Source organism: Nostoc sp. ChiQUE02 (genome assembly GCF_034531305.2).
Taxonomy (GTDB): domain Bacteria; phylum Cyanobacteriota; class Cyanobacteriia; order Cyanobacteriales; family Nostocaceae; genus Nostoc.
Genome location: NZ_JAVRBN020000031.1, coordinates 63,834 through 83,031, shown reverse-complemented (window position 1 = coordinate 83,031; position 19,198 = coordinate 63,834). Strand labels below are relative to the sequence as shown.

Here is a 19,198-nt window from a genome sequence, read left to right as displayed (position 1 = left end):
ACTTTTATCCGCTTCTTCATATAGTAATTTTGCCAGTTCCCTTACACAGGCTTTTATTTGTTCTTCTCTATCTTGGCTCATAGTAGTTGATGCACTCTTTTTATCTCCTTTTACATTCTCTCTTATTTTGTATATCTTCCAAAAGTGGATGCTCCCTAACTCAACTAAGGTGGACACTATTCGCGATCGCTTTACTCAGAATTGCACATCCTTATATTCCAACTAGGCAGGCATTTTCTGGCTGTGCGTCTTAAAACCTCCAAAACAACTCATTGAACTCAAGGCAAAAACACATTCAATGGATGTCACAACTTCAGAGCGATCGCAAGAACATTAGAGCAGGAGGTACAGGCTCTAACTTGAAAGTTTTTGTTTAACTTTTAACCTGTTTGTACCTTGCTCTTAATCTAGCATTATGTTTTTTCAGCCACAAGACACGTTTACTAAACTTGAGTAGCATTAATTTATCGCAACAATTCTGAAATATTGCTTAAAAATTGTCCCACTTGTTAGATGTTGGCGTTAATGCCAGCATTATCAAGTGGGCTGAAAATTCAGAAGCAGTTATTGACCAGAACCGCCTGTAGTAGTATCACCTGCGGTAGAAGAACCGCTATTAGATGTACTGTTTGACTTGTCTACTCCTTCAGGTGGAGTAACTTTAGAGCTATCACTTTTTGTACCTGGAGCGACGGTATTAGTAGAAGTATCGTCCTGCGAACTAGGAGTCTTACTAGTTGGACTCGTAGTCTGACTCTGTGTCGCATTGGGAGTTGGCTGGGTTACAGAAGGCGCTTTTTCTGCCGCAGGCTGCTGGGGTGGAACAGTAATATTAATATCCGGTTGGCGAGGAGGTGCAGACGGAGGTACAACCTGCTGTTGTGGAACAGGAACAGGTACAGGAACAGGTACTTCCCTAGTTCTTTCGATTATTGTCGTTTGTGGTTGAGGAGATGCACTGGGGGTTGGACTACTATCAGTCGGTACAGGAACCACGACGGGCACAGTAGTGTCAACGGCTGCATCATTGCGCTGGCTGAAGTACCAGACCCCACCTACAACCAAACTAACCAGGGAAGTAACAATAATACCCAACAGCAAACCACGACTAGCATTGTCATTGTCACGCTCGGCTAAATCAGCTTGCTGGTAGCTACGCTCACTATTTCGACCTTGTACGTAACCGTTTTGGTAAGAGTTAGGATTAGCTGTGCTATTGTTGAGCGTTTCAGTGGTTCGTGTCAGGTGGGTGTGAGTATTACCATTAGTATCAGTGTAAGATTCTTGTCTAACTTCACTGTTTTTGCTTTCGCGTTCATTGGGAATAGACATAGCTGTTGATTTAACTCCTCGATACGATATTGACAAACTAAAGCTTTGTAAAAACAAGAGGTTTTAATGAACTGAAAATATATGTTGCTGATAAATATTGAGTTTTATTTGCTACTCAACTGTTGGTAATTCTCAGAATAACCTCTGCGATTAAACAAGTGGCTCTATCTCCAGGGAGTTAATACTTAATCTTCAGGATGTTAATACTTAATCAAGAGAAAGAGTATCCCAAAGATGGATGTTATTATGCTGTCAGTTAATGGATTGATAAAAACATCTAGGATTTGCTGCAATTATCTAAATTTTTAATTTGTTGTTAGATATCGCAGCGCCAAATTTTAATGGTCATGTCTCGACTACTACTAACCAGGGTTTTGCTATTGGGACTGAAAGCGACAGAGTTAACCCAATCCGAATGCTTGCCAAGAGTGTAAAGTTCTTGTCCAGTGCTAACGTGCCACAACTTCACACTATAATCTGCACTACCACTAGCAATATGCTGACCATCGGGGCTAAAAGCGACCGAACAAACATAGTTGTGATGTCCGGCAAATGTGTTAATTAGCTTACCTGTATTGATGTTCCATAACTTGATAGTCTGGTCATAACTGCTACTAGCTAAAAATTGCCCATCAGGGCTAATGGCCACACAAGTCAGCCAACCTGAATGCCCGTTGAGAGTTTGCAACAGTTTCTTAGTTTTTAAATTCCACAGCTTAATGGTATTGTCTGCGCTACCACTGATTAAAGTCTGCTGCTTTGAGCAAATAGCAAGGGAAAAAACCAAGCAGGAATGACCTTTGAGGACTTGCAGTAATTGTCCCATTTCTATATGGGAAATCTTGATAGTAGTGTCTTTACCGCCACTCAGGATAGTCTGACCATCCGGACTAATGATTACAGAAAAAACTGGGGTTGAATGTACTTTAAGGGTGTTGAGTAACTTACCTGTAGACACTTCCCAAATCTTTATGCTGCTATCATCACTGCCACTAACCAGAGTTTGGCTATCTGGGCTAAAGGCAATACATCTTACCCATTTTGTATGACTAGTAAGAGTATGTAGTAATTTACCTGTGTCGCAATGCCAAATCTTGATAGTATTATCACTACTTCCACTAGCCATAGTTTGCCCATCTGGACTGATTGCAGTTATAAAAACCCAGTTCAGATGACTCAGAATGTGTACACATTTCCACGGTGAAGGTTGAGACTGTGATTTAGCTGGTGGCGGCGATGCAGGTTTGGGTGGTGCTTTTTTCTGTTTCAGTTCCAGTTCTCTGGCATTTTTGAAATCTGACCAAGCTCTATTTTCATATCCCAGTTTTGAGCAAGCAAGCCCTCGATATTTATAGGCTTCAAAGTAGTTAGGGTTAAGACGAATTGCTTGGCTAAAGTCTTCAATTGCTTCAGTATATTTTCCTTTTTGAGCTTTCTCCATGCCCAGTTTGTAGAAACTTTCAGCATTGGATGGAGTGAAATCAATTTTAATCGAAGTGGAAGCAGATTGATTTGTCTCACTTGGCTGATAAGATTTTAACCTTGCATAAGCTTGATTAATTTCTTTGATTTTTTCTTCTGCTTCTCGCTTTTGCTGTGGTTCGAGAAAACAATCTGGATGCCAAGCCTTAGCCATCTGGCGATAAGCTTGCTTGACTTCCTCAACAGATGCACCTGGTTTTAACCCAAGGATATTGTAAACATGATTTATATCGAAGCTATCGCTCATACTGGGAATACTAAGAAATCAGGGCAAATCTTACTATACTTAGTATTCCCCAGTATAAGTATTCTCTAACTCAAGGTATGTATCGCCGTCTGAAGTCGTCTTAAACTATATTCGCTTTTTATCTCCAACGTCGATTTAGTCGTAGTAAACTTTTTATCCTCTGACAAAATCTTTCTACCACAGGTTTAGGTTTTGATACATATCTAGGTGAGCGTAATGTCCGTGCAGCGCCCGGATTTCTTAACTCTTGTTCTATTTGTGCAGCTTTATTTAAATCTGAAGCGGCTCTATGTTCGTATCCCAGTTGAGAGCAAACTAGCCCACGATATTTATACGCGTCAATATAGTGAGGATTGAGACGAATTGCGTGGGTAAAATCTGCGATCGCATCCTCATATCTTCCTTCTGTAGCATTCTCTACCCCTAAAGTATAGAAAGTTTCCGCATCCCAACGATTGACAGATATTTTTGGGGGATTTTTAGGCGAAGATGAAAGTGGATTTTCAGGAGTGGGAGGCTCAGATGGACTTTCAGATTTGAGCTTGTTGTAAGCTGCGTTGATTGATTTAATTTTTTCCTCAGCTTCCTGCTTTTGCTTTTGATCGACAAAGCGATCGGGATGCCAAATTTTCACCAGTTGACGGTAAGCTCGCTTCACTTGTGCTTGTGATGCACCGGGTTCCAGCCCAAGAATTTCATAAGCATGATTGATATCGAGGTCATCGCGCATACTGAAAAAATCGGCAACTATATACATATATGTTAACTATTCCCATAAATCCCCTCCAATCAACCCAAACCCCCCATTCTGGTTATCACTGGGATGGTAGTAGTCGCCGCTTCTTTGAAGGCTGGTATTACCGCGTCACGTTACCAGAAATTGGGCAAACGTTCGCCTTTATGTACTCCATTGAAGACCCTATTGGCGGTAAACCCCATAGTGGTGGTGCAGCCCAAATTCTCGGCCCGGATGATGAGTATTTATGCCGTACTTTTCCTGATGTCAATAAATTTTGGGGGAGTCGAGATGTGCTGGGTTTAGGTCATTGGGGTAAAACTAATTTGCAAATTTCTCCTCTATACCTCCTGCCAGCAGAGTTTGAGCATCATGTTCAAGAGGGTTATCAAGCCACAGCCACCTTGAATCAGGGAATAATTTGCGATCGCGCCACCAATAATTATTGCCGTTGGGAGTATGAAATTCAATCAGTATACGGTTGGGGACATAAAAATAGCATTCAGCAATCAACCGCAGGCTGGCTTTCATTCTTACAGATTTTTGAACCAGGATGGCAGATTTTGATGGCTCACGGTCTAGCCAGCGGAAAGATTGACTGGAATGGCAAAATCTACGAATTCACCAACGCCCCAGCTTACGGAGAGAAAAATTGGGGTGGTGCTTTTCCTCAAAAATGGTTTTGGATAAATTGTAATTTATTTGAAGGCGAACCTGACTTAGCATTAACTGCTGGTGGTGGACGGCGGGGTGTGCTGTGGTGGATGGAATCTGTAGCGATGATTGGCTTGCACTACCAAGGCAAGTTTTATGAATTCGTTCCCTGGAATTCCCAAGTAGAGTGGGAAATCCAGCCTTGGGGCCGATGGCAAATGAAAGCTAGTAACTCCAATTACGAAATTGAATTGACAGGAACCACCCATCTACCTGGTACACCTTTACGTGCGCCCACAGCAGAAGGTTTAAGATATTGTTGCCGAGACACTATGCAAGGAAAGTTAAATTTAGAGTTACGAGAACTAAATGGCAGAAAATCTAAAATAATCCTAAAAGCAGAAAGTCTTCTTTGTGGTTTAGAAGTAGGCGGCGGCTCTTGGGATACTTGTTGGCAGTCTCCCTAAAACTACTGCTATAATAGTATATGCTTCGCAGTTGGGGTTGTAGCTCAGTTGGATAGAGCGGACGCCTCCTAAGCGTCAGGTCGTGCGTTCAAGTCGCACCAGTCCCGTTGTATGCAGACAATTAATAGCAATTCTGAGGGGCGTACAGCTAGCTGTGCGCCCTTAGCTTATACCTCATTCAAACGAGAAGCACTACATTGCCATCTGCCATCTATATAAAGTGGTTATAACCCTTTGATGAATCGTCCGATACAGGTTAGGATAATCCATCAATTAGAGGAAAAACTCCAAGCACGCTTAATCGCGCTGTAACACTAAAATCAACCAAATTTATATTTGGTCAGATTTTTGGAAGTTTGCTACTCTACTATCAATTGTTTTTTCTTCTAGCCAGAGAAAATTTTGGATTAAGCAAATTAAGTTATTAAGCCTTGAATAAGCTACTTTTTACAGGTAAATCTTTTCGTTTTATGGCTTTTGTCCTACCAATAATCGTGTGGTGGGGATACAAAGAAGTACAAAACCAATTTGTACAGCCGCAAGCAGTTGTAGTTTTGGGTGGTTCAACGAGACGTTTAGAGCGAGAAAAGTTTACGGCCAAATTCGTTCGCGAGCATCCAAATATACCAATTTGGATTACGGGCGGGAGTCCACCTACATTCACCGAACGAGTATTTATCAAAGCTGGTGTTGATCCGAAACGTTTACACTTGGACTATGAAGCTGTAGATACAGTTACTAATTTTACTACGTTGGTGGATGATTTGCAAGCTCGCGGCATCAAGAGCGTTTATTTGATTACTTCAGATTTTCACATGCGTAGGGCTTGTGTCATCGGCGAAATTATTTTGGGTAGTCGAGGTATTTATTTAAAACCAGTGCCCGTTCCTTCAGAAAAACCACCTGAATCTATTGAAAAATCTATTCGTGATGGAGCTAGAGCGATACTTTGGATAGCAACTGGTTACACTGGTGTGGATGCAGCTAAAAATAAGCGGTAAATGATCAGTAAGAATTTGCATGATTTTGACTTAACTCAATACAGGCAAATTAAGGCAATTAATGCCAAGAATCGTGATATTAACAAAGTAATAACAGACACATGAAACTACAATGATCCAAAAACTAGCGCAACACCAACCCTCAAACAACACAATCTAAAAACCAATTAACAAATTTTGCTCATTTGGTTGCTTGGTGAATACTTTGCGTACATCAAAGTTTCGAGCGGCGGCTTGGCTAACTCGAATCTATCTGTTGTGTAGTTCAGGAAAAAAACGCCCCAACTTATCTCACAATTTGATACCCTAGCTTAAACAGATTTGAGAAAAATTAAAGCGTGGAAATTCAACTTGGGCGGGGAAAAACAGCTCGTAGAGCTTACGGAATAGATGAAATTGCTCTAGTCCCTGGTAACAGAACACTAGACCCCAGTTTGGCAGATACTAAGTGGCGTATTGGCAATATTGAGCGAGAAATCCCGATAATTGCCAGTGCGATGGATGGCGTAGTAGATGTTCGTATGGCTGTACGTTTGTCACAGTTAGGAGCATTAGGTGTTCTCAATTTAGAGGGTATTCACACTCGCTATGCTGACCCAGAGCCAATATTAGATCGGATTGCCTCTGTGGGGAAAGATGAATTTGTTGCCTTAATGCAAGAACTCTATGCCGAACCAATAAAGCCGGAATTAATTGAACAACGTATTCAGGAAATTAAACAACAAGGTGGTATTGCGGCGGTGAGTGCAACTCCAGCCGGTGCAAGTAAATACGGTGAGGCGGTGGCAAAAGCTGGGGCAGATTTATTTTTTGTACAGGCTACGGTAGTTTCTACTGCACATCTATCACCAGAATCTTTAGTACCACTTGATTTGGCAGAATTTTGCCGTTCCATGCCCATCCCCGTGGTGTTGGGGAATTGCGTGACTTACGAAGTCACTTTGAATTTGTTGAAAGCTGGAGCGGCTGGAGTACTAGTGGGAATTGGGCCTGGTGCGGCTTGTACATCCCGTGGGGTTTTGGGTGTGGGTGTGCCACAAGCGACTGCGATCGCAGATTGTGCTGCGGCACGAGATGATTACTACAAGGAAACTGGCAACTATATCCCCGTCATTGCTGATGGCGGTTTAATCACTGGTGGGGACATTTGTAAATGCATTGCTTGCGGTGCTGATGGTGTGATGATTGGCTCACCCTTTGCTAGAGCCGCAGAAGCCCCAGGACGGGGTTATCACTGGGGTATGGCGACTCCAAGCCCAGTCTTGCCCCGTGGCACCCGCATTCGCGTTGCCACCACTGGTAGCCTAGAGCAAATACTCATTGGCCCAGCAGGGCTAGATGATGGCACTCACAATCTTTTAGGAGCCTTAAAGACGAGTATGGGCACCTTAGGAGCCAAAAATATTAAAGAAATGCAACAAGTGGAAGTTGTGATTGCGCCTTCTCTATTAACCGAGGGTAAAGTTTACCAAAAAGCTCAACAATTGGGTATGGGGAAATAAAGCTGGATATTGAGGGCTGGGTACTAGGTACTGGGAGAGAGTTATTTTAATCCCCAATCCCCATTGCCCCTTATCCCCAGAGGGGGCCCCGAGTTCCCCAATCCCTAATTCTTCAATAAATTTTCCAGGCCCCTAAACAATTGCTGGAAAAATCCGATATGTCGCCTACAATAGAGATAGCGGAGACGCATGTTTCCGTTCACTCCTCACACCACACTCCGCCCGGACTACTGTTCGGGCGGTTCCTTATGTTTGTAAATAAATTCTAGAGCTTCTTTGCAAATGTACATCCTCGCATTCCCAAGCTGAGGTTTTTGCTATGGTAGAATTTTCACCAAGTTCAGATATTATTGGCGAAGGTTTTAGGCATGTCAACAGCCGCACAAGTTACCGATTCTAGTTTTAAGCAAGAAGTACTCGAGAGCGATGTACCAGTTTTAGTTGACTTTTGGGCACCCTGGTGCGGACCATGCCGTATGGTAGCTCCTGTTGTCGATGAAATCTCCGAACAGTACAAAGGTCAAATCAAGGTCGTCAAGGTCAACACGGATGAAAATCCTAATGTTGCCAGTCAGTACGGTATCCGCAGTATTCCCACATTAATGATTTTTAAAGATGGACAAAAAGTGGATATGGTAGTCGGCGCTGTGCCTAAAACTACATTAGCTTCTACTCTCGAAAAGTATCTTTGAAACTCAATTGGCAATAAAATCCTTTTGAGTTATCCATGTTGTTCTAACTTTAGGTTAATTTTTATAAACAAGTTTGAAAGGCGCAAATTTCTCGCCTCTCAAACTTGTTTACATTTGTATACCAGTTTCAAATCTCAGAATATTTTTAGGAGTTTTTTACCTGAAAAACAACTCCCTAATTCCCGTACTACCAATTTCCACCGCTAGCGCCGCTAACAAAAAACCCAAAAGTTGAGTCACAATCACTCCACCTTCTGCACCAATCCACTGGTCAATCACATTTGCTAAACGCAAAATCAACCAAGTGATAAACATTGCTCCTAAGATACCCATCGCCACAGCAATATGCGGACTCTGTGATTTTGACATCAGCAACATCACCGTTGTCAAAGTCCCCGGTCCCGCTAGCAGTGGTAAAGCTAGTGGAGTAATTGCGACATCGCGTCCTTCCTCAATAATCGGCTGATCTAATTCTCCGCGCAGCATTTGCAAAGCAATTAACAGCAACAATAGTCCTCCTGCTACTCGCAAAGAGCCGATACTGATTTCCAAATAATTTAAAATTACTTGCCCTGCAAAAGCAAATAGCAAAAGAACTGCGATCGCAATGATAACTGCTTTATCTATAACTTTGTTTCTTTGCTCTGGCATCATGCCCTTAGTCAAAACTAAAACAATCGGTATATTGCCCACAGCATCCGCCAAGACAAACACAGCGATAAATGTTTGAATGAGAATAGAAATATCCACAGCAGATAGCTTTTATCAAGGTTTGATCACAACCTAATCTTTATCTTGCTCAGTTTGCTAGAACCTAGAGGAAGATTAAGATCAGTAATAAAACAAGTCTGTTAAAGAAAAGCAACGCTGACGCATTTCTAATTAAGTTCCACAGATGTTGAAGTAGCGATATATTTTGATAATCTCTTTTCCATAAATGAACTGTTCGTTGTTGAATCTATGAAGCCTTATTTAGCCGCCGCTATTCAATTGACCAGTGTGCCCGATCTACAGAAAAATTTGGCACAGGCAGAAGAATTAATAGAGCTTGCCGTGCGTCAAGGTGCTGAATTGGTAGGTTTGCCAGAAAACTTTTCCTATATGGGAGAAGAAAAAGACAAGCTCGCGCAAGGTGATGCGATCGCTCTTGAAAGTGAAAAATTTCTGAAAAAAATGGCTCAACGCTTTCAAATTACGATCTTGGGCGGCAGCTTTCCAGTTCCCGTAGACAATACAGGCAAAGTTTATAACACCACTCTACTTATCGACCCCAGCGGTCAAGAACTTGCCCGCTACTACAAAGTACACCTATTTGATGTTAATGTTCCCGACGGCAACACCTATCGTGAATCCAGCACGGTTGTGGCTGGTACGCAACTACCCCCTGTCCATTTCTCAGAAAAACTCGGTAATCTAGGACTTTCTATTTGTTATGATGTCCGCTTCCCTGAACTGTACAGACATCTGGCAGATAAGGGAGCTGATGTTATCTTTATTCCCGCTGCCTTTACCGCCTTTACTGGCAAAGACCACTGGCAAGTACTACTACAAGCCAGAGCCATCGAAAATACCGCCTACGTCATTGCTCCTGCCCAAACAGGCAATAACTACGCCCGCCGTCTAACCCACGGGCACGCGGTCATTATCGACCCTTGGGGCGTAATTTTAGCCGATGCTGGGGAAAAACCGGGAATTGCGATCGCAGAAATCAAGCCCACTAGGCTCGAACAAGTCCGCCGTCAAATGCCTTCTTTACAACATCGGGTGTTCTAGGGATTGGGGACTGAGGAAGAAGCAAGGGAGCAGGGAGCAGGGAGCAAGGGAGAAGAGTTTTCTCCTCAGCAAGAGCAGCACTCCGCCCCGATGCCTCTTTTCAATGCCCCATTCCCAGCCCTTATGAATAAAACAAAAAACCGGGTAAACACCCGGTTTCTGACAACATTAAAATCTTCAGTTTTTTAGGAGCAAAGCAGCACTGTGCCCCGATTCATTTGTTGCCAAAATTAAACTTTAGCAGCTGCTTTGGTAACAACGTTAAGTTCACCTTTAGCATACTTAGCAGCAAAATCTTCCAAAGAAATTTGCTTAATCTTGCTTGCGTTGCCAGCTGTGCCAAATTGCTGATAGCGTTCAGCACATACCTTCTGCATGTATGTAATAGAAGGCTTGAGGAAGTGACGGGGGTCAAACTCCTCTGGTTTTTTAGCCAAAGCTTCACGGACAGCAGCAGTAATAGCCAAACGGTTGTCGGTGTCGATGTTTACTTTACGTACACCACTCTTAATACCTTTTTGGATTTCTTCTACAGGTACACCGTAGGTTTCAGGAATTGCACCACCATACTGGTTAATCAGTGCAAGCAAATCTTCAGGTACAGAAGAAGAACCGTGCATTACCAAGTGGGTGTTAGGCAGACGGCGGTGAATTTCTTCAATGCGGCTGATGGCCAAAATTTCGCCAGTCGGCTTACGGGTAAACTTGTAAGCACCGTGGCTTGTGCCAATGGCAACAGCCAAAGCATCTACTTGGGTTGCTTCTACGAAGTCAACAGCTTCATCGGGGTCAGTTAACAGTTGAGAGTGGTCGAGTGTACCTTCAAACCCGTGACCATCTTCAGCTTCACCAGCACCAGTTTCTAGAGAACCCAAACAACCGAGTTCACCTTCAACGCTGACACCCAGAGCATGAGCTACATTTACAACTTCGCGGGTAACATTGACGTTGTACTCGAAGCTAGCGGGAGTTTTCGCATCAGCTTCCAAAGAACCATCCATCATCACGCTGGTGAAGTTGTTCTTAATTGCTGAGTAGCAAGTAGCAGGCGCATTCCCATGATCTTGGTGCATGACAATGGGAATGTGAGGATAGGTTTCTACCGCTGCCAAAATCAGGTGACGGAGAAAGTTTTCTCCTGCATAAGCACGAGCGCCACGAGAGGCTTGCAAAATTACGGGGCTATCTGTCTCGACAGCAGCCTTCAGGATCGCCTGAATCTGCTCCAAATTGTTAACGTTGAAAGCTGGGATGCCGTAACCGTTTTCAGCTGCGTGATCCAACAGCAGCCGCAGTGGTACAAGCGCCATAGATAGTCCTCCTAATGTGGTTGTCAGCTAGTCGGTCTGAGAGAAGCGTAATTATTACGCTAAATCTTAAGAGTTTTTTCAACTTATAGGAAATTATAACTAGTGTCGTGTGTCTATGTTGAAAAAGTTTACGCCATAGCCATAGTTATTATAAATATGTTCTATACTTGCTCTCTACTGCTGTACTATGCCCCATACTTGCTCTGTATTGCTGTACATTTAGTTACCCTAGAGTTAGTAGCTCTGGTAGCCCACTATCCAAAATGGTCATTTCAAAGCGATCGCTTCAAGCTAAAGGCAACAAATTCTACCAAATGCTGTGAGGTGTTTTCCTGTAACTATTGCATTTGCGATGAGATTATGCTTAGTCTACAGAATTCTTAAAAAGAGGAGCGATTTCAATCTTAATCAATAGGCGATCGCTCTTTGATTACCATTCAATAAACCTTTATATGGGTCGCCCGGGATTCGAACCCGGAACTAATCGGTTAAAAGCCGAGTACTCTACCGTTGAGTTAGCGACCCTTTCTTTGCATTTCGCAACTTTGCCATCATAGCATAGACATCTGTAGATTTGTAAATAGGTTTAGAAAAAATCTGCCGTTAACTGCACAGATGCCGTGTAGCTGCTTCCTGGTTCTAACACAGTCAGGTTTTCACCAGTGTTTAGGGAGTTACGGGGACCGCTCCACGGTTCTAGACAGTAGAATTCTTTGCCTTTGAGCGTCCAAAATACCAAAATCGGATATTCATTCCCGTAATCCAGAGTCAGTTTTAACTTGCGGCTGTTGTCTATGACTACGGCTGATTGACTGGTTAGCTGTTTAAAGGCAACGTCAATTTCATCGCGGCTAAAGTCAAAATTACCATTGAAGGGATGAACCTCCTTGGTTCTCTGGTCTTGATACTGTTGGGAAGGAATTTCAAACTCTAGCCCAGCTTTATCATCCGTCAGAAAATAAGGATGGAAGCCTGTGGAAAATGGCAGTGATGTGGATGAAAGATTTTTATACTGCTGCCGAATTTCTAAGCTATTACCTTGGAGTTCGTAAGTGAACAGCACTTGAAAGTCAAAAGGATAAACAGCCCGTGTTTGCTCGTTGCTGTTGAGGACGAGGGTAAGGCTAGCTTTATCTTCAGTTACTTGGTCAGTTACTTCCCACGGGAGATCGCGGGCAAAGCCGTGTTGTTTGAGAGTATACTGCTGCCCATTGTGAGTATAACTATTATCCGGTATATTGCCACAGATAGGAAACAAAATAGGATTCCCACCTCTGACGCTCAAATCAGGATTAGCAAAGCGTTCAGTATCTAAATAGAAAATTTCTTGCCCCTGTATACGCCAACGAGTGATGATACCACCACGTTCTGGGACAACTTCCAGTTGAGAACCAGCGGTTTCATCTGAAAGGATGTAAGTTTTGTATTGTTGCTGTTGAACTGCAATGGTAAACACAAGTCTAGTCCTGAAAGGATTGGGGATTGGGGATTAGGGATTGGGGAACTCGGGGCCCCCTCTGGGGATAAGGGGCAATGGGGATTGGGCACAAGAGGCAGAGGGGAAAACTCTTCTCCCTTGCTCCCTGCTCCTTTGCTTCTTCCTGTGTCCCCAGTTCCCAAAATTTATTCGTCTTCTGCAAACACAAAACGATATAACTCGCTGGGGTCTGGTTCGGGGCTACTTTCGGCGAACTTAACCGCTTCGTCGATTACATCCTGAATTTTACGGTCAATGGCTTTGAGTTCTTGCTCATCGGCTAGGTTTTGCTCCACCAAATAAGCTGCCAACTTCTTAATTGGGTCACGGGCGAACCAAAATTCTTTCTCAGCTTTGCTTCGCATTTCATCAGGGTCAGCCAAGGAATGACCCCGGAAGCGGTAGGTAAGTGCCTCAATTAATGTTGGTCCTTCACCTGCACGGGCACGGGCTACAGCTTCTTGGGCCACGGCTCGGACTGCTAGTACATCCATGCCATCTACTTCCACGCCCACCATGTTAAATACACTGGCTTTTTTATAAATCTCTGGCTGGGAAGTGGCTCGTTCGTGAGACATCCCAATGGCCCACTTATTATTTTCGACTACAAAAAGAATTGGCAGTTTCCATAGGGCTGCCATATTTAGCGTCTCGAAAAACTGACCGTTGTTAGCTGCACCGTCACCAAAAAAGCAAGCTGTCACTTGGTCAGCATTTTTATCTCCTAGCACTTCGCGGCGGTATTTGCTTTGAAAAGCCGCTCCAGCTGCCACAGGAATTCCCTCAGCCACAAAAGCATAGCCACCCAGCAAACGATGTTCCGCAGAAAACATGTGCATGGAACCACCGCGCCCTTTGCTACAACCTGTGGCTTTGCCAAATAATTCTGCCATTACCTCTTTTGCTGGTACTCCCGCACTCAGAGCATGAACGTGGTCGCGGTAAGTACTACAAACGTAATCTTCACCCGGTCGCATTGACTGCACAACACCACTGCAAACGGCTTCTTGACCGTTGTACAAATGGACAAAACCAAACATTTTGCCCCTGTAGTACATTTCAGCGCACTTGTCTTCAAACAAGCGCCCTAACACCATGTCCTCATATAACCGTAACCCTTCTTCCTTAGTAATGTGCGTAGTAGCAGGATTAAAAGTGGGTAAAGTACGCTCTTGAACCATTATTTTTGAGTATCCCTGTTGTACAACTTAAAGTTACGGTCTTAAATAAGTTGGTCTGATAACACCTCAGCTTTTAACAGGCTAGCGTTTGCAAGACTCAACAATCAAACTTTATTTATGCACCAAAAAAGGGTCTTAGGGAATAGCTGAATTTTTGATTTTTGATTTTTAACTTTTCAGCCCATACCCCGTGAGGATTTGACTCTAACGACAATATCTGGCGTTTTGGGTTTTATCTCTCACGATTCCCCTTCATAGACTAGCAATCAAGATAAGCTGCTTTCTGCATATCCATTAACAATTTAAAAAAAAGGAGGCAAAAGTCTATATACCCAAATAGGTAATTGTAATTAAAGGTAAATTATGATATGATTTTCTTCTCCTGTTATCAGGGTTAAACCCCCAATAGTAGTATTTTTAGTGACCTCCTAGTGGGAAAGTCCCGAAAAAATCAATCATCAATAGATTCTTACAACCACAACAATTATGCCGTGATTAAAAACGGTAGTTGTGGTTTGTGGTATCGAAGGCTGATAATAGTCGTGTTAAACAAAAATACTAAGAATTAAGACAAAAAATTGAGGCTTTCTAGGCGAAAGCAAAAAATTAGTACTAGAATGTGACTCAAAATTTCGGGAAGGTACAAAACAAGTTGTTGCAATATACACTTGTAGAGTAAATTCTACACGGCATTTTTATGGCACGGTTTTGCAAGCCTGGAACGCTCTAGGTGAATTATGTTGATCACGGTGCAGGGGAAGTAGGCTGTGCGAATTCCGCTAGATTACTACCGAATTTTAGGACTACCGTTAGCGGCAAGTGAAGAACAATTGCGACAGGCATACAGCGATCGCATTGTACAATTGCCACGACGTGAGTATTCTCAGGCAGCAATTTCTTCTCGTAAACAACTCATAGAAGAAGCTTACGTGGTTTTATCAGATCCAAAACAACGCAGTACCTACGATCAGCTTTATCTTGCCCACGCCTATGACCCTGATAACCTTGCTGCTGCCGCAGTAGCACTGGAAAATCGTCCAGAAAGCACCAAAAGGGGTAGTGAGACCCAGAGTCTGGGTATCGAAATTACCCAAGACGAATTAGTTGGCGCTTTATTAATTTTGCAAGAGTTGGGGGAATACGAACTTGTATTGAAACTAGGTCGTCCCTACCTGGTAAATAAAAATGGTGCTACAAGTGCAAGAAAAGGCAATAATTTAGCAGACGAAGAAATACACGAAAGTGCTGAACATCCAGATGTTGTTCTCACTGTTGCCCTTGCTTGTCTAGAATTAGGTCGCGAACAGTGGCAGCAAGGTCACTATGAAAATGCCGCCATATCCCTAGAAACTGGTCAAGAACTGCTAGTACGCGAAGGGTTGTTCTCCAGTGTCCAGGCAGAAATTCAGGCTGATCTTTACAAATTGCGACCATATCGAATTTTGGAGTTGTTGGCATTACCTCAAGAAAAGACTGCCGAACGAAGCCAAGGTTTGGAATTATTGCAAAACCTCTTAGAAGATCGTGGCGGGATTGATGGCACGAACAATGATGACTCTGGTTTAAACATAGATGACTTTCTGCGATTTATCCAGCAGTTACGCAACCACTTAACAGTTGCAGAGCAGCACAAGTTATTTGAAGCCCAAAGCAAACGTCCTTCTGCTGTTGCCACTTACTTAGCTGTTTATGCCTTAATAGCGCGGGGATTTGCTCAACGGCAACCTGCTTTAATTCGTCAAGCAAGGCAAATGCTCATACGTTTGGGCAAGCGCCAAGATGTACATTTAGAACAGTCGCTATGTGCGTTACTCTTGGGACAAACTGAAGAAGCAACTCGTGTTTTAGAACTTAGTCAGGAGTACGAAGCTTTAGCTTTTATTCGGGAAAAATCTCAAGACTCTCCAGACTTGTTACCTGGGCTGTGTCTATATGCAGAGCAGTGGTTGCAACACGAAGTATTTCCACATTTTCGAGATTTAGCAAACCAGCAAGCTTTCCTGAAAGATTACTTTGCTAACCAACAGGTACAAGCTTATTTAGAAGCACTACCAACAGATGCAGAAACAACTAATGAATGGGCTGTAATTAATCCTCAGTATTTTCCCCAACCCCAGACAAATAATTCCCCTTTCCCCAACAATTCAACTAGGAATTCAGGGCAATTTAATCACAGCAGAACACCTGACCTAGATTTGCCAGAAACACCAACAAAAGAAACATTCGAATATGCAAACTTCTCATCACCAATATGGAATTCATCTGGGAGTGTAAAATCAGAGGTTCCTGCTGCTGAACGGATGAGCAGAGGTACTAATCAGCATTTGAATGGGTCAGCTAAGACTGCTGCACCCAGTCATAACCAAAAGCGTAGGCGGAGAAAACCTACTCCATCTGCTAGCCGAGGGCGTGTACCAGATAATCGTCCTCATTCTCGTCGTCCCCGGCGGCGGCGAACCTTTGCTAACACCATAGAAGGAAAAACACGGCTGGTGTGGAGAGTGTTTATTTCTTTGGTGAGTCTATTAGTTTTCTGGGTATTAGCCACAACAACTTTTGGATGGTTAAAAAATCTGTTTTTTCCTACACCACGTATGCCTGTTTCAGAGTTGTTTATACAAATAAATCAACCACCAATATCTATTCCCGATCCAAGTAAACCACAAGGACTAGATGGTCCTTTAACAGATGCAACGGCAGAAGAGATCATTCAGACTTGGTTATCTACCAAAGCTGAAGCTTTAGGTCCGAATCATGAGATTAATAATTTAGATCAGATTTTAACTGGTTCAGCTTTGTCTCAATGGCGGGTGATTGCTCAACAGTATAGGTCAGACAACCTCTACCGGAAGTACAACCATAGTCTGAAGATAGAATCTGTAGAGAAAATTGATTTATTTGCAGATCGCGCCGCAGTGGAAGCTACGGTTAAGGAAGCAACGCAGTTATATGAAAATGGTCAGTTTCAAAAGTCTTCTAACGATAATTTGCGAGTTCGATATGATTTGATTCGAGAACGAGGTAAATGGCGTATTCAGAGTACATCTGTTGTGAATCAGATAATCAGATAAATTGGAATTTTTAGATGATAATCTGGTTAATTATTCCTTTTTGTACCTTACCTATGCGGGAACCGCTAGAAATTTTAACTCAAAATTTGCCAGAACTTTCTAACACCCCTAACAAACTCTTCAACATCAAATAAGCAGAAGTCCCTCCTGGATCTTGATGTCCGATACTCCGTTCTCCCAGGTAGCTAGCCCGTCCCTTTTTCGCCTGCATTGGTATAGTTTCCTGCAACCCCCTTTCGGCTGCTGCTACAGCCTGTTGCATAGCTTCCACCGTACCCTTGCTTTCTCCTACAGCTTGCCCAAAAGCGGCTACAGCCGGAGATAGCACATCTACCATTGTTTTGTCTCCTAGTTGCGCTTTGCCACGTTGCAGCACGCCGTCTAAGCCCGCTTGGAGTAAGCCTAAAACATCTTGTTCTGTTAATTCTTGCTTACTAGCTACTGCTGTACTTGCTCGCAAAAACCAAGTGCCATAAAGAGGACCACTAGCACCGCCAATAGAAGAAATCAAGGTCATACTGACGGCTTTGAGAATGTTGCTGATGTCCTTGTCTGTAAGAGTTGGTAACTGAATACTTACCTTTTTAAAGCCACGTTCCATATTTATACCGTGGTCAGCATCTCCGATCGCAGCATCTAATTCTGTCAAATATGCTTTATTCTGCTCTATCTCGGTTGCATAAGCTTGCAACCATTGTAATATCTGCGCGTGGCTTACCATATAAACATAATTCGTAATGAAGCTCGAATACTCGCTAACGCTACGCTAACGTAATTATGAAATTCCCCAGCGCCAACTTGGTGTTTTTACTGGTGCATCCCATAGCCGAATCATCTCATCATCTAATTTCAGCAGGGTAATAGAGCAACCTTGCATTTCTAGAGATGTGATGTAAGGGCCTATCAAGTTTCGCACAATTTGTAATCCTTGCTGTTCGCAGATTTGGGCGAGTTTGCGGTAAACAATATACAGTTCAGAAACCGGAGTTCCACCCATACTATTGACAAAAGCTAATAAGCGATCGCCTTTTGCAAATGGGAGATTTGTTAGTTCTACATCTACCCATTCTCCTTTGTCTTCATCCCACTCGCGCAGTGTGCGGCTGTATGCTGCATCTTCAATGAGCGATCGCGTTAAAATTTCGGTAATCTCATCTACTGATTTAATAGCTGTACGTTCTATTCCTGGCTCACCGTGGATACCGATACCTAATTCGATTTCGCGATCGCCCAATTCAAATGTCGGCGTTCCATTAGCTGGCACTGTACAAGATGTTAGAGCAATTCCCATACTCCGCCCATTTAGATTTACCCGACGACATAAATTTGCTATTTGTGGCAAATCATACCCTGCTTCAGCCGCAGCGCCACAAATTTTTTCCGCCAGTATTGTTGTTCCCACACCCCGCCGTCCTTGGGTATAGAGACTATCCTTCACTGCTACATCGTCATCAATCAAAATATTTAGCGATCGAATGCCCTCACTACGGGCTAACTCTGTTGCCATTTCAAAGTTCATCACATCGCCACTGTAATTCTTGACGATATAAAGGATACCAGAGCCTCCATCTACTTGCTTGGCTGCTTCTAGCATTTGGTCTGGAGTAGGTGAAGTGAAAACCTCACCAGGACAAGCTGCATCAAGCATTCCTCTGCCCACGAAGCCAGCGTGCATTGGTTCATGTCCACTGCCACCACCAGAAATAATTGCTACTTTACCCGGAATAGGTGCATTGGCTCGATAGACAAAAGTAGGATCATAGTTCAGTTTAATTAAATCGGAATGAGCCGCCGCCATACCTTCTAGACTTTCCCGCACAAAGTCTTCCGGCTTATTGATCAGCTTTTTCATAATCCGTATTTGGTTAAAAGGGTGCTAAAACTCAGGTTATAGTGCTTCTGGTTTGTATGCAATAAAGTTTGATCTCTCTCTAAGTCTCTCTCCTAAAAGGCTATCCTATAGACACAAGTCTTTTAGAGTGGCTCCACAGACTTTTAATCCCCACAACCCCTCTTGAAAAGCAAAGCTGTTTCATACCCTCAAAAACTCAAAAAAGACTTGTGTTCTGAACGAAAGTACTTGTGTTCTGAACGAAAACCCTTATGTTCTGAACGAAAGCCCTTGTGTTCTGAACGAAAGCCCTTGTGTTCTGAACGAAAACCCTTATGTTCTGAACGAAAGCCCTTGTGTTCTGAACGAAAGCACTCGTGTTCTGAACGAAAGCACTTGTGTGTACACCGTAGCCTTAAAGGAGAGAGACTTTAAATTTCCC

15 protein-coding genes and 2 tRNA genes are annotated in these 19,198 nt (G+C 43.1%); 7 read left to right on the top strand and 10 right to left on the bottom strand.

The features are described from left to right. Nucleotides 1–564 precede the first annotated feature (564 nt). The 3 genes from RM347_RS25900 to RM347_RS25890 form a co-directional block, all read right to left on the bottom strand. Nucleotides 565–1,332: a hypothetical protein gene (locus RM347_RS25900; RefSeq protein ID WP_322719539.1), complete on the bottom strand. Its 768-nt coding sequence runs from the start codon at nucleotides 1,330–1,332 to the stop codon at nucleotides 565–567. Nucleotides 1,333–1,648: 316 nt separating this feature from the next. Further along, the gene (locus RM347_RS25895; protein WP_322719538.1) at nucleotides 1,649–3,061 is read right to left on the bottom strand and encodes a DnaJ domain-containing protein; all 1,413 of its coding nucleotides are present in this window, start codon (nucleotides 3,059–3,061) and stop codon (nucleotides 1,649–1,651) included. Nucleotides 3,062–3,179: 118 nt separating this feature from the next. After that, a complete protein-coding gene (locus RM347_RS25890; RefSeq protein ID WP_416211910.1) occupies nucleotides 3,180–3,818 on the bottom strand; it encodes a J domain-containing protein in 639 nt (212 codons plus the stop codon). A gap of 2 nt (nucleotides 3,819–3,820) precedes the next feature. Between RM347_RS25890 and RM347_RS25885 the strand changes: the two genes are divergently transcribed. The 5 genes from RM347_RS25885 to trxA all read left to right on the top strand — a co-directional run bounded on the left by RM347_RS25885 (nucleotide 3,821) and on the right by trxA (nucleotide 8,113). Continuing rightward, nucleotides 3,821–4,918 carry a tocopherol cyclase family protein gene (locus RM347_RS25885; RefSeq protein WP_322719537.1) on the top strand — a complete coding sequence of 366 codons (1,098 nt, stop codon included), beginning with the start codon at nucleotides 3,821–3,823 and terminating at the stop codon, nucleotides 4,916–4,918. A gap of 33 nt (nucleotides 4,919–4,951) precedes the next feature. Then, nucleotides 4,952–5,025 (top strand) — tRNA-Arg (locus RM347_RS25880). A gap of 363 nt (nucleotides 5,026–5,388) precedes the next feature. Continuing rightward, nucleotides 5,389–5,919, top strand: coding sequence for a YdcF family protein (locus RM347_RS25875; protein ID WP_322719545.1), 531 nt, complete (start codon nucleotides 5,389–5,391; stop codon nucleotides 5,917–5,919). Nucleotides 5,920–6,257: 338 nt separating this feature from the next. After that, nucleotides 6,258–7,421, top strand: a complete 1,164-nt coding sequence (locus RM347_RS25870) for a GuaB3 family IMP dehydrogenase-related protein (RefSeq protein ID WP_322719536.1) — start codon at nucleotides 6,258–6,260, stop codon at nucleotides 7,419–7,421. Between the two features lie 368 nt (nucleotides 7,422–7,789). Further along, nucleotides 7,790–8,113 (top strand): thioredoxin, encoded by a 324-nt coding sequence (gene trxA / locus RM347_RS25865; RefSeq protein WP_322719535.1) that lies wholly within the window; start codon nucleotides 7,790–7,792, stop codon nucleotides 8,111–8,113. Nucleotides 8,114–8,269: 156 nt separating this feature from the next. Here the strand turns inward: trxA and RM347_RS25860 are convergent, their stop codons facing one another. Further along, nucleotides 8,270–8,863 carry a MarC family protein gene (locus RM347_RS25860; RefSeq protein ID WP_322719534.1) on the bottom strand — a complete coding sequence of 198 codons (594 nt, stop codon included), beginning with the start codon at nucleotides 8,861–8,863 and terminating at the stop codon, nucleotides 8,270–8,272. A gap of 210 nt (nucleotides 8,864–9,073) precedes the next feature. Between RM347_RS25860 and RM347_RS25855 the strand changes: the two genes are divergently transcribed. Next, entirely contained in the window at nucleotides 9,074–9,886 is an 813-nt protein-coding gene (locus tag RM347_RS25855) for a carbon-nitrogen hydrolase family protein (protein ID WP_322719533.1), read from the top strand. Nucleotides 9,887–10,116: 230 nt separating this feature from the next. On the opposite strand, the gene fba is transcribed toward RM347_RS25855, so the two are convergent. From fba to pdhA, 4 genes are all read right to left on the bottom strand, one after another. Next, on the bottom strand, nucleotides 10,117–11,196 hold the full coding sequence (gene fba / locus RM347_RS25850; RefSeq protein ID WP_094346179.1) for a class II fructose-bisphosphate aldolase: 1,080 nt from the start codon (nucleotides 11,194–11,196) through the stop codon (nucleotides 10,117–10,119). A gap of 453 nt (nucleotides 11,197–11,649) precedes the next feature. Beyond that, nucleotides 11,650–11,721, bottom strand: a tRNA-Lys gene (locus RM347_RS25845). 61 nt (nucleotides 11,722–11,782) lie between these two features. Then, a complete protein-coding gene (locus RM347_RS25840; RefSeq protein WP_322719532.1) occupies nucleotides 11,783–12,652 on the bottom strand; it encodes an aldose epimerase in 870 nt (289 codons plus the stop codon). A gap of 167 nt (nucleotides 12,653–12,819) precedes the next feature. Next, a complete protein-coding gene (gene pdhA / locus RM347_RS25835) occupies nucleotides 12,820–13,854 on the bottom strand; it encodes a pyruvate dehydrogenase (acetyl-transferring) E1 component subunit alpha (RefSeq protein WP_322719531.1) in 1,035 nt (344 codons plus the stop codon). A gap of 767 nt (nucleotides 13,855–14,621) precedes the next feature. Here pdhA and RM347_RS25830 point away from each other — a divergent pair. Further along, nucleotides 14,622–16,925: an IMS domain-containing protein gene (locus RM347_RS25830; protein ID WP_322719530.1), complete on the top strand. Its 2,304-nt coding sequence runs from the start codon at nucleotides 14,622–14,624 to the stop codon at nucleotides 16,923–16,925. A 79-nt stretch (nucleotides 16,926–17,004) separates the two neighbouring features. Here the strand turns inward: RM347_RS25830 and dhaL are convergent, their stop codons facing one another. Both dhaL and dhaK read right to left on the bottom strand, forming a co-directional pair. Continuing rightward, on the bottom strand, nucleotides 17,005–17,646 hold the full coding sequence (gene dhaL / locus RM347_RS25825; RefSeq protein ID WP_322719529.1) for a dihydroxyacetone kinase subunit DhaL: 642 nt from the start codon (nucleotides 17,644–17,646) through the stop codon (nucleotides 17,005–17,007). A 54-nt stretch (nucleotides 17,647–17,700) separates the two neighbouring features. Then, nucleotides 17,701–18,777, bottom strand: a complete 1,077-nt coding sequence (dhaK, locus tag RM347_RS25820) for a dihydroxyacetone kinase subunit DhaK (RefSeq protein WP_322719528.1) — start codon at nucleotides 18,775–18,777, stop codon at nucleotides 17,701–17,703. Nucleotides 18,778–19,198: the final 421 nt, after the last annotated feature.

What these genes read in the sequence shown, in the direction of transcription:
- RM347_RS25900 (WP_322719539.1), bottom strand. Translation starts at nt 1,332, where the DNA reads ATGTCTATTCCCAATGAACGCGAAAGCAAAAACAGTGAAGTTAGACAA.
- RM347_RS25895 (WP_322719538.1), bottom strand. Translation starts at nt 3,061, where the DNA reads ATGAGCGATAGCTTCGATATAAATCATGTTTACAATATCCTTGGGTTA.
- RM347_RS25890 (WP_416211910.1), bottom strand. Translation starts at nt 3,818, where the DNA reads ATGTATATAGTTGCCGATTTTTTCAGTATGCGCGATGACCTCGATATC.
- RM347_RS25885 (WP_322719537.1), top strand. Translation starts at nt 3,821, where the DNA reads ATGTTAACTATTCCCATAAATCCCCTCCAATCAACCCAAACCCCCCAT.
- RM347_RS25875 (WP_322719545.1), top strand. Translation starts at nt 5,389, where the DNA reads ATGGCTTTTGTCCTACCAATAATCGTGTGGTGGGGATACAAAGAAGTA.
- trxA (WP_322719535.1), top strand. Translation starts at nt 7,790, where the DNA reads ATGTCAACAGCCGCACAAGTTACCGATTCTAGTTTTAAGCAAGAAGTA.
- RM347_RS25855 (WP_322719533.1), top strand. Translation starts at nt 9,074, where the DNA reads ATGAAGCCTTATTTAGCCGCCGCTATTCAATTGACCAGTGTGCCCGAT.
- fba (WP_094346179.1), bottom strand. Translation starts at nt 11,196, where the DNA reads ATGGCGCTTGTACCACTGCGGCTGCTGTTGGATCACGCAGCTGAAAAC.
- pdhA (WP_322719531.1), bottom strand. Translation starts at nt 13,854, where the DNA reads ATGGTTCAAGAGCGTACTTTACCCACTTTTAATCCTGCTACTACGCAC.
- dhaL (WP_322719529.1), bottom strand. Translation starts at nt 17,646, where the DNA reads ATGGTAAGCCACGCGCAGATATTACAATGGTTGCAAGCTTATGCAACC.
- dhaK (WP_322719528.1), bottom strand. Translation starts at nt 18,777, where the DNA reads ATGAAAAAGCTGATCAATAAGCCGGAAGACTTTGTGCGGGAAAGTCTA.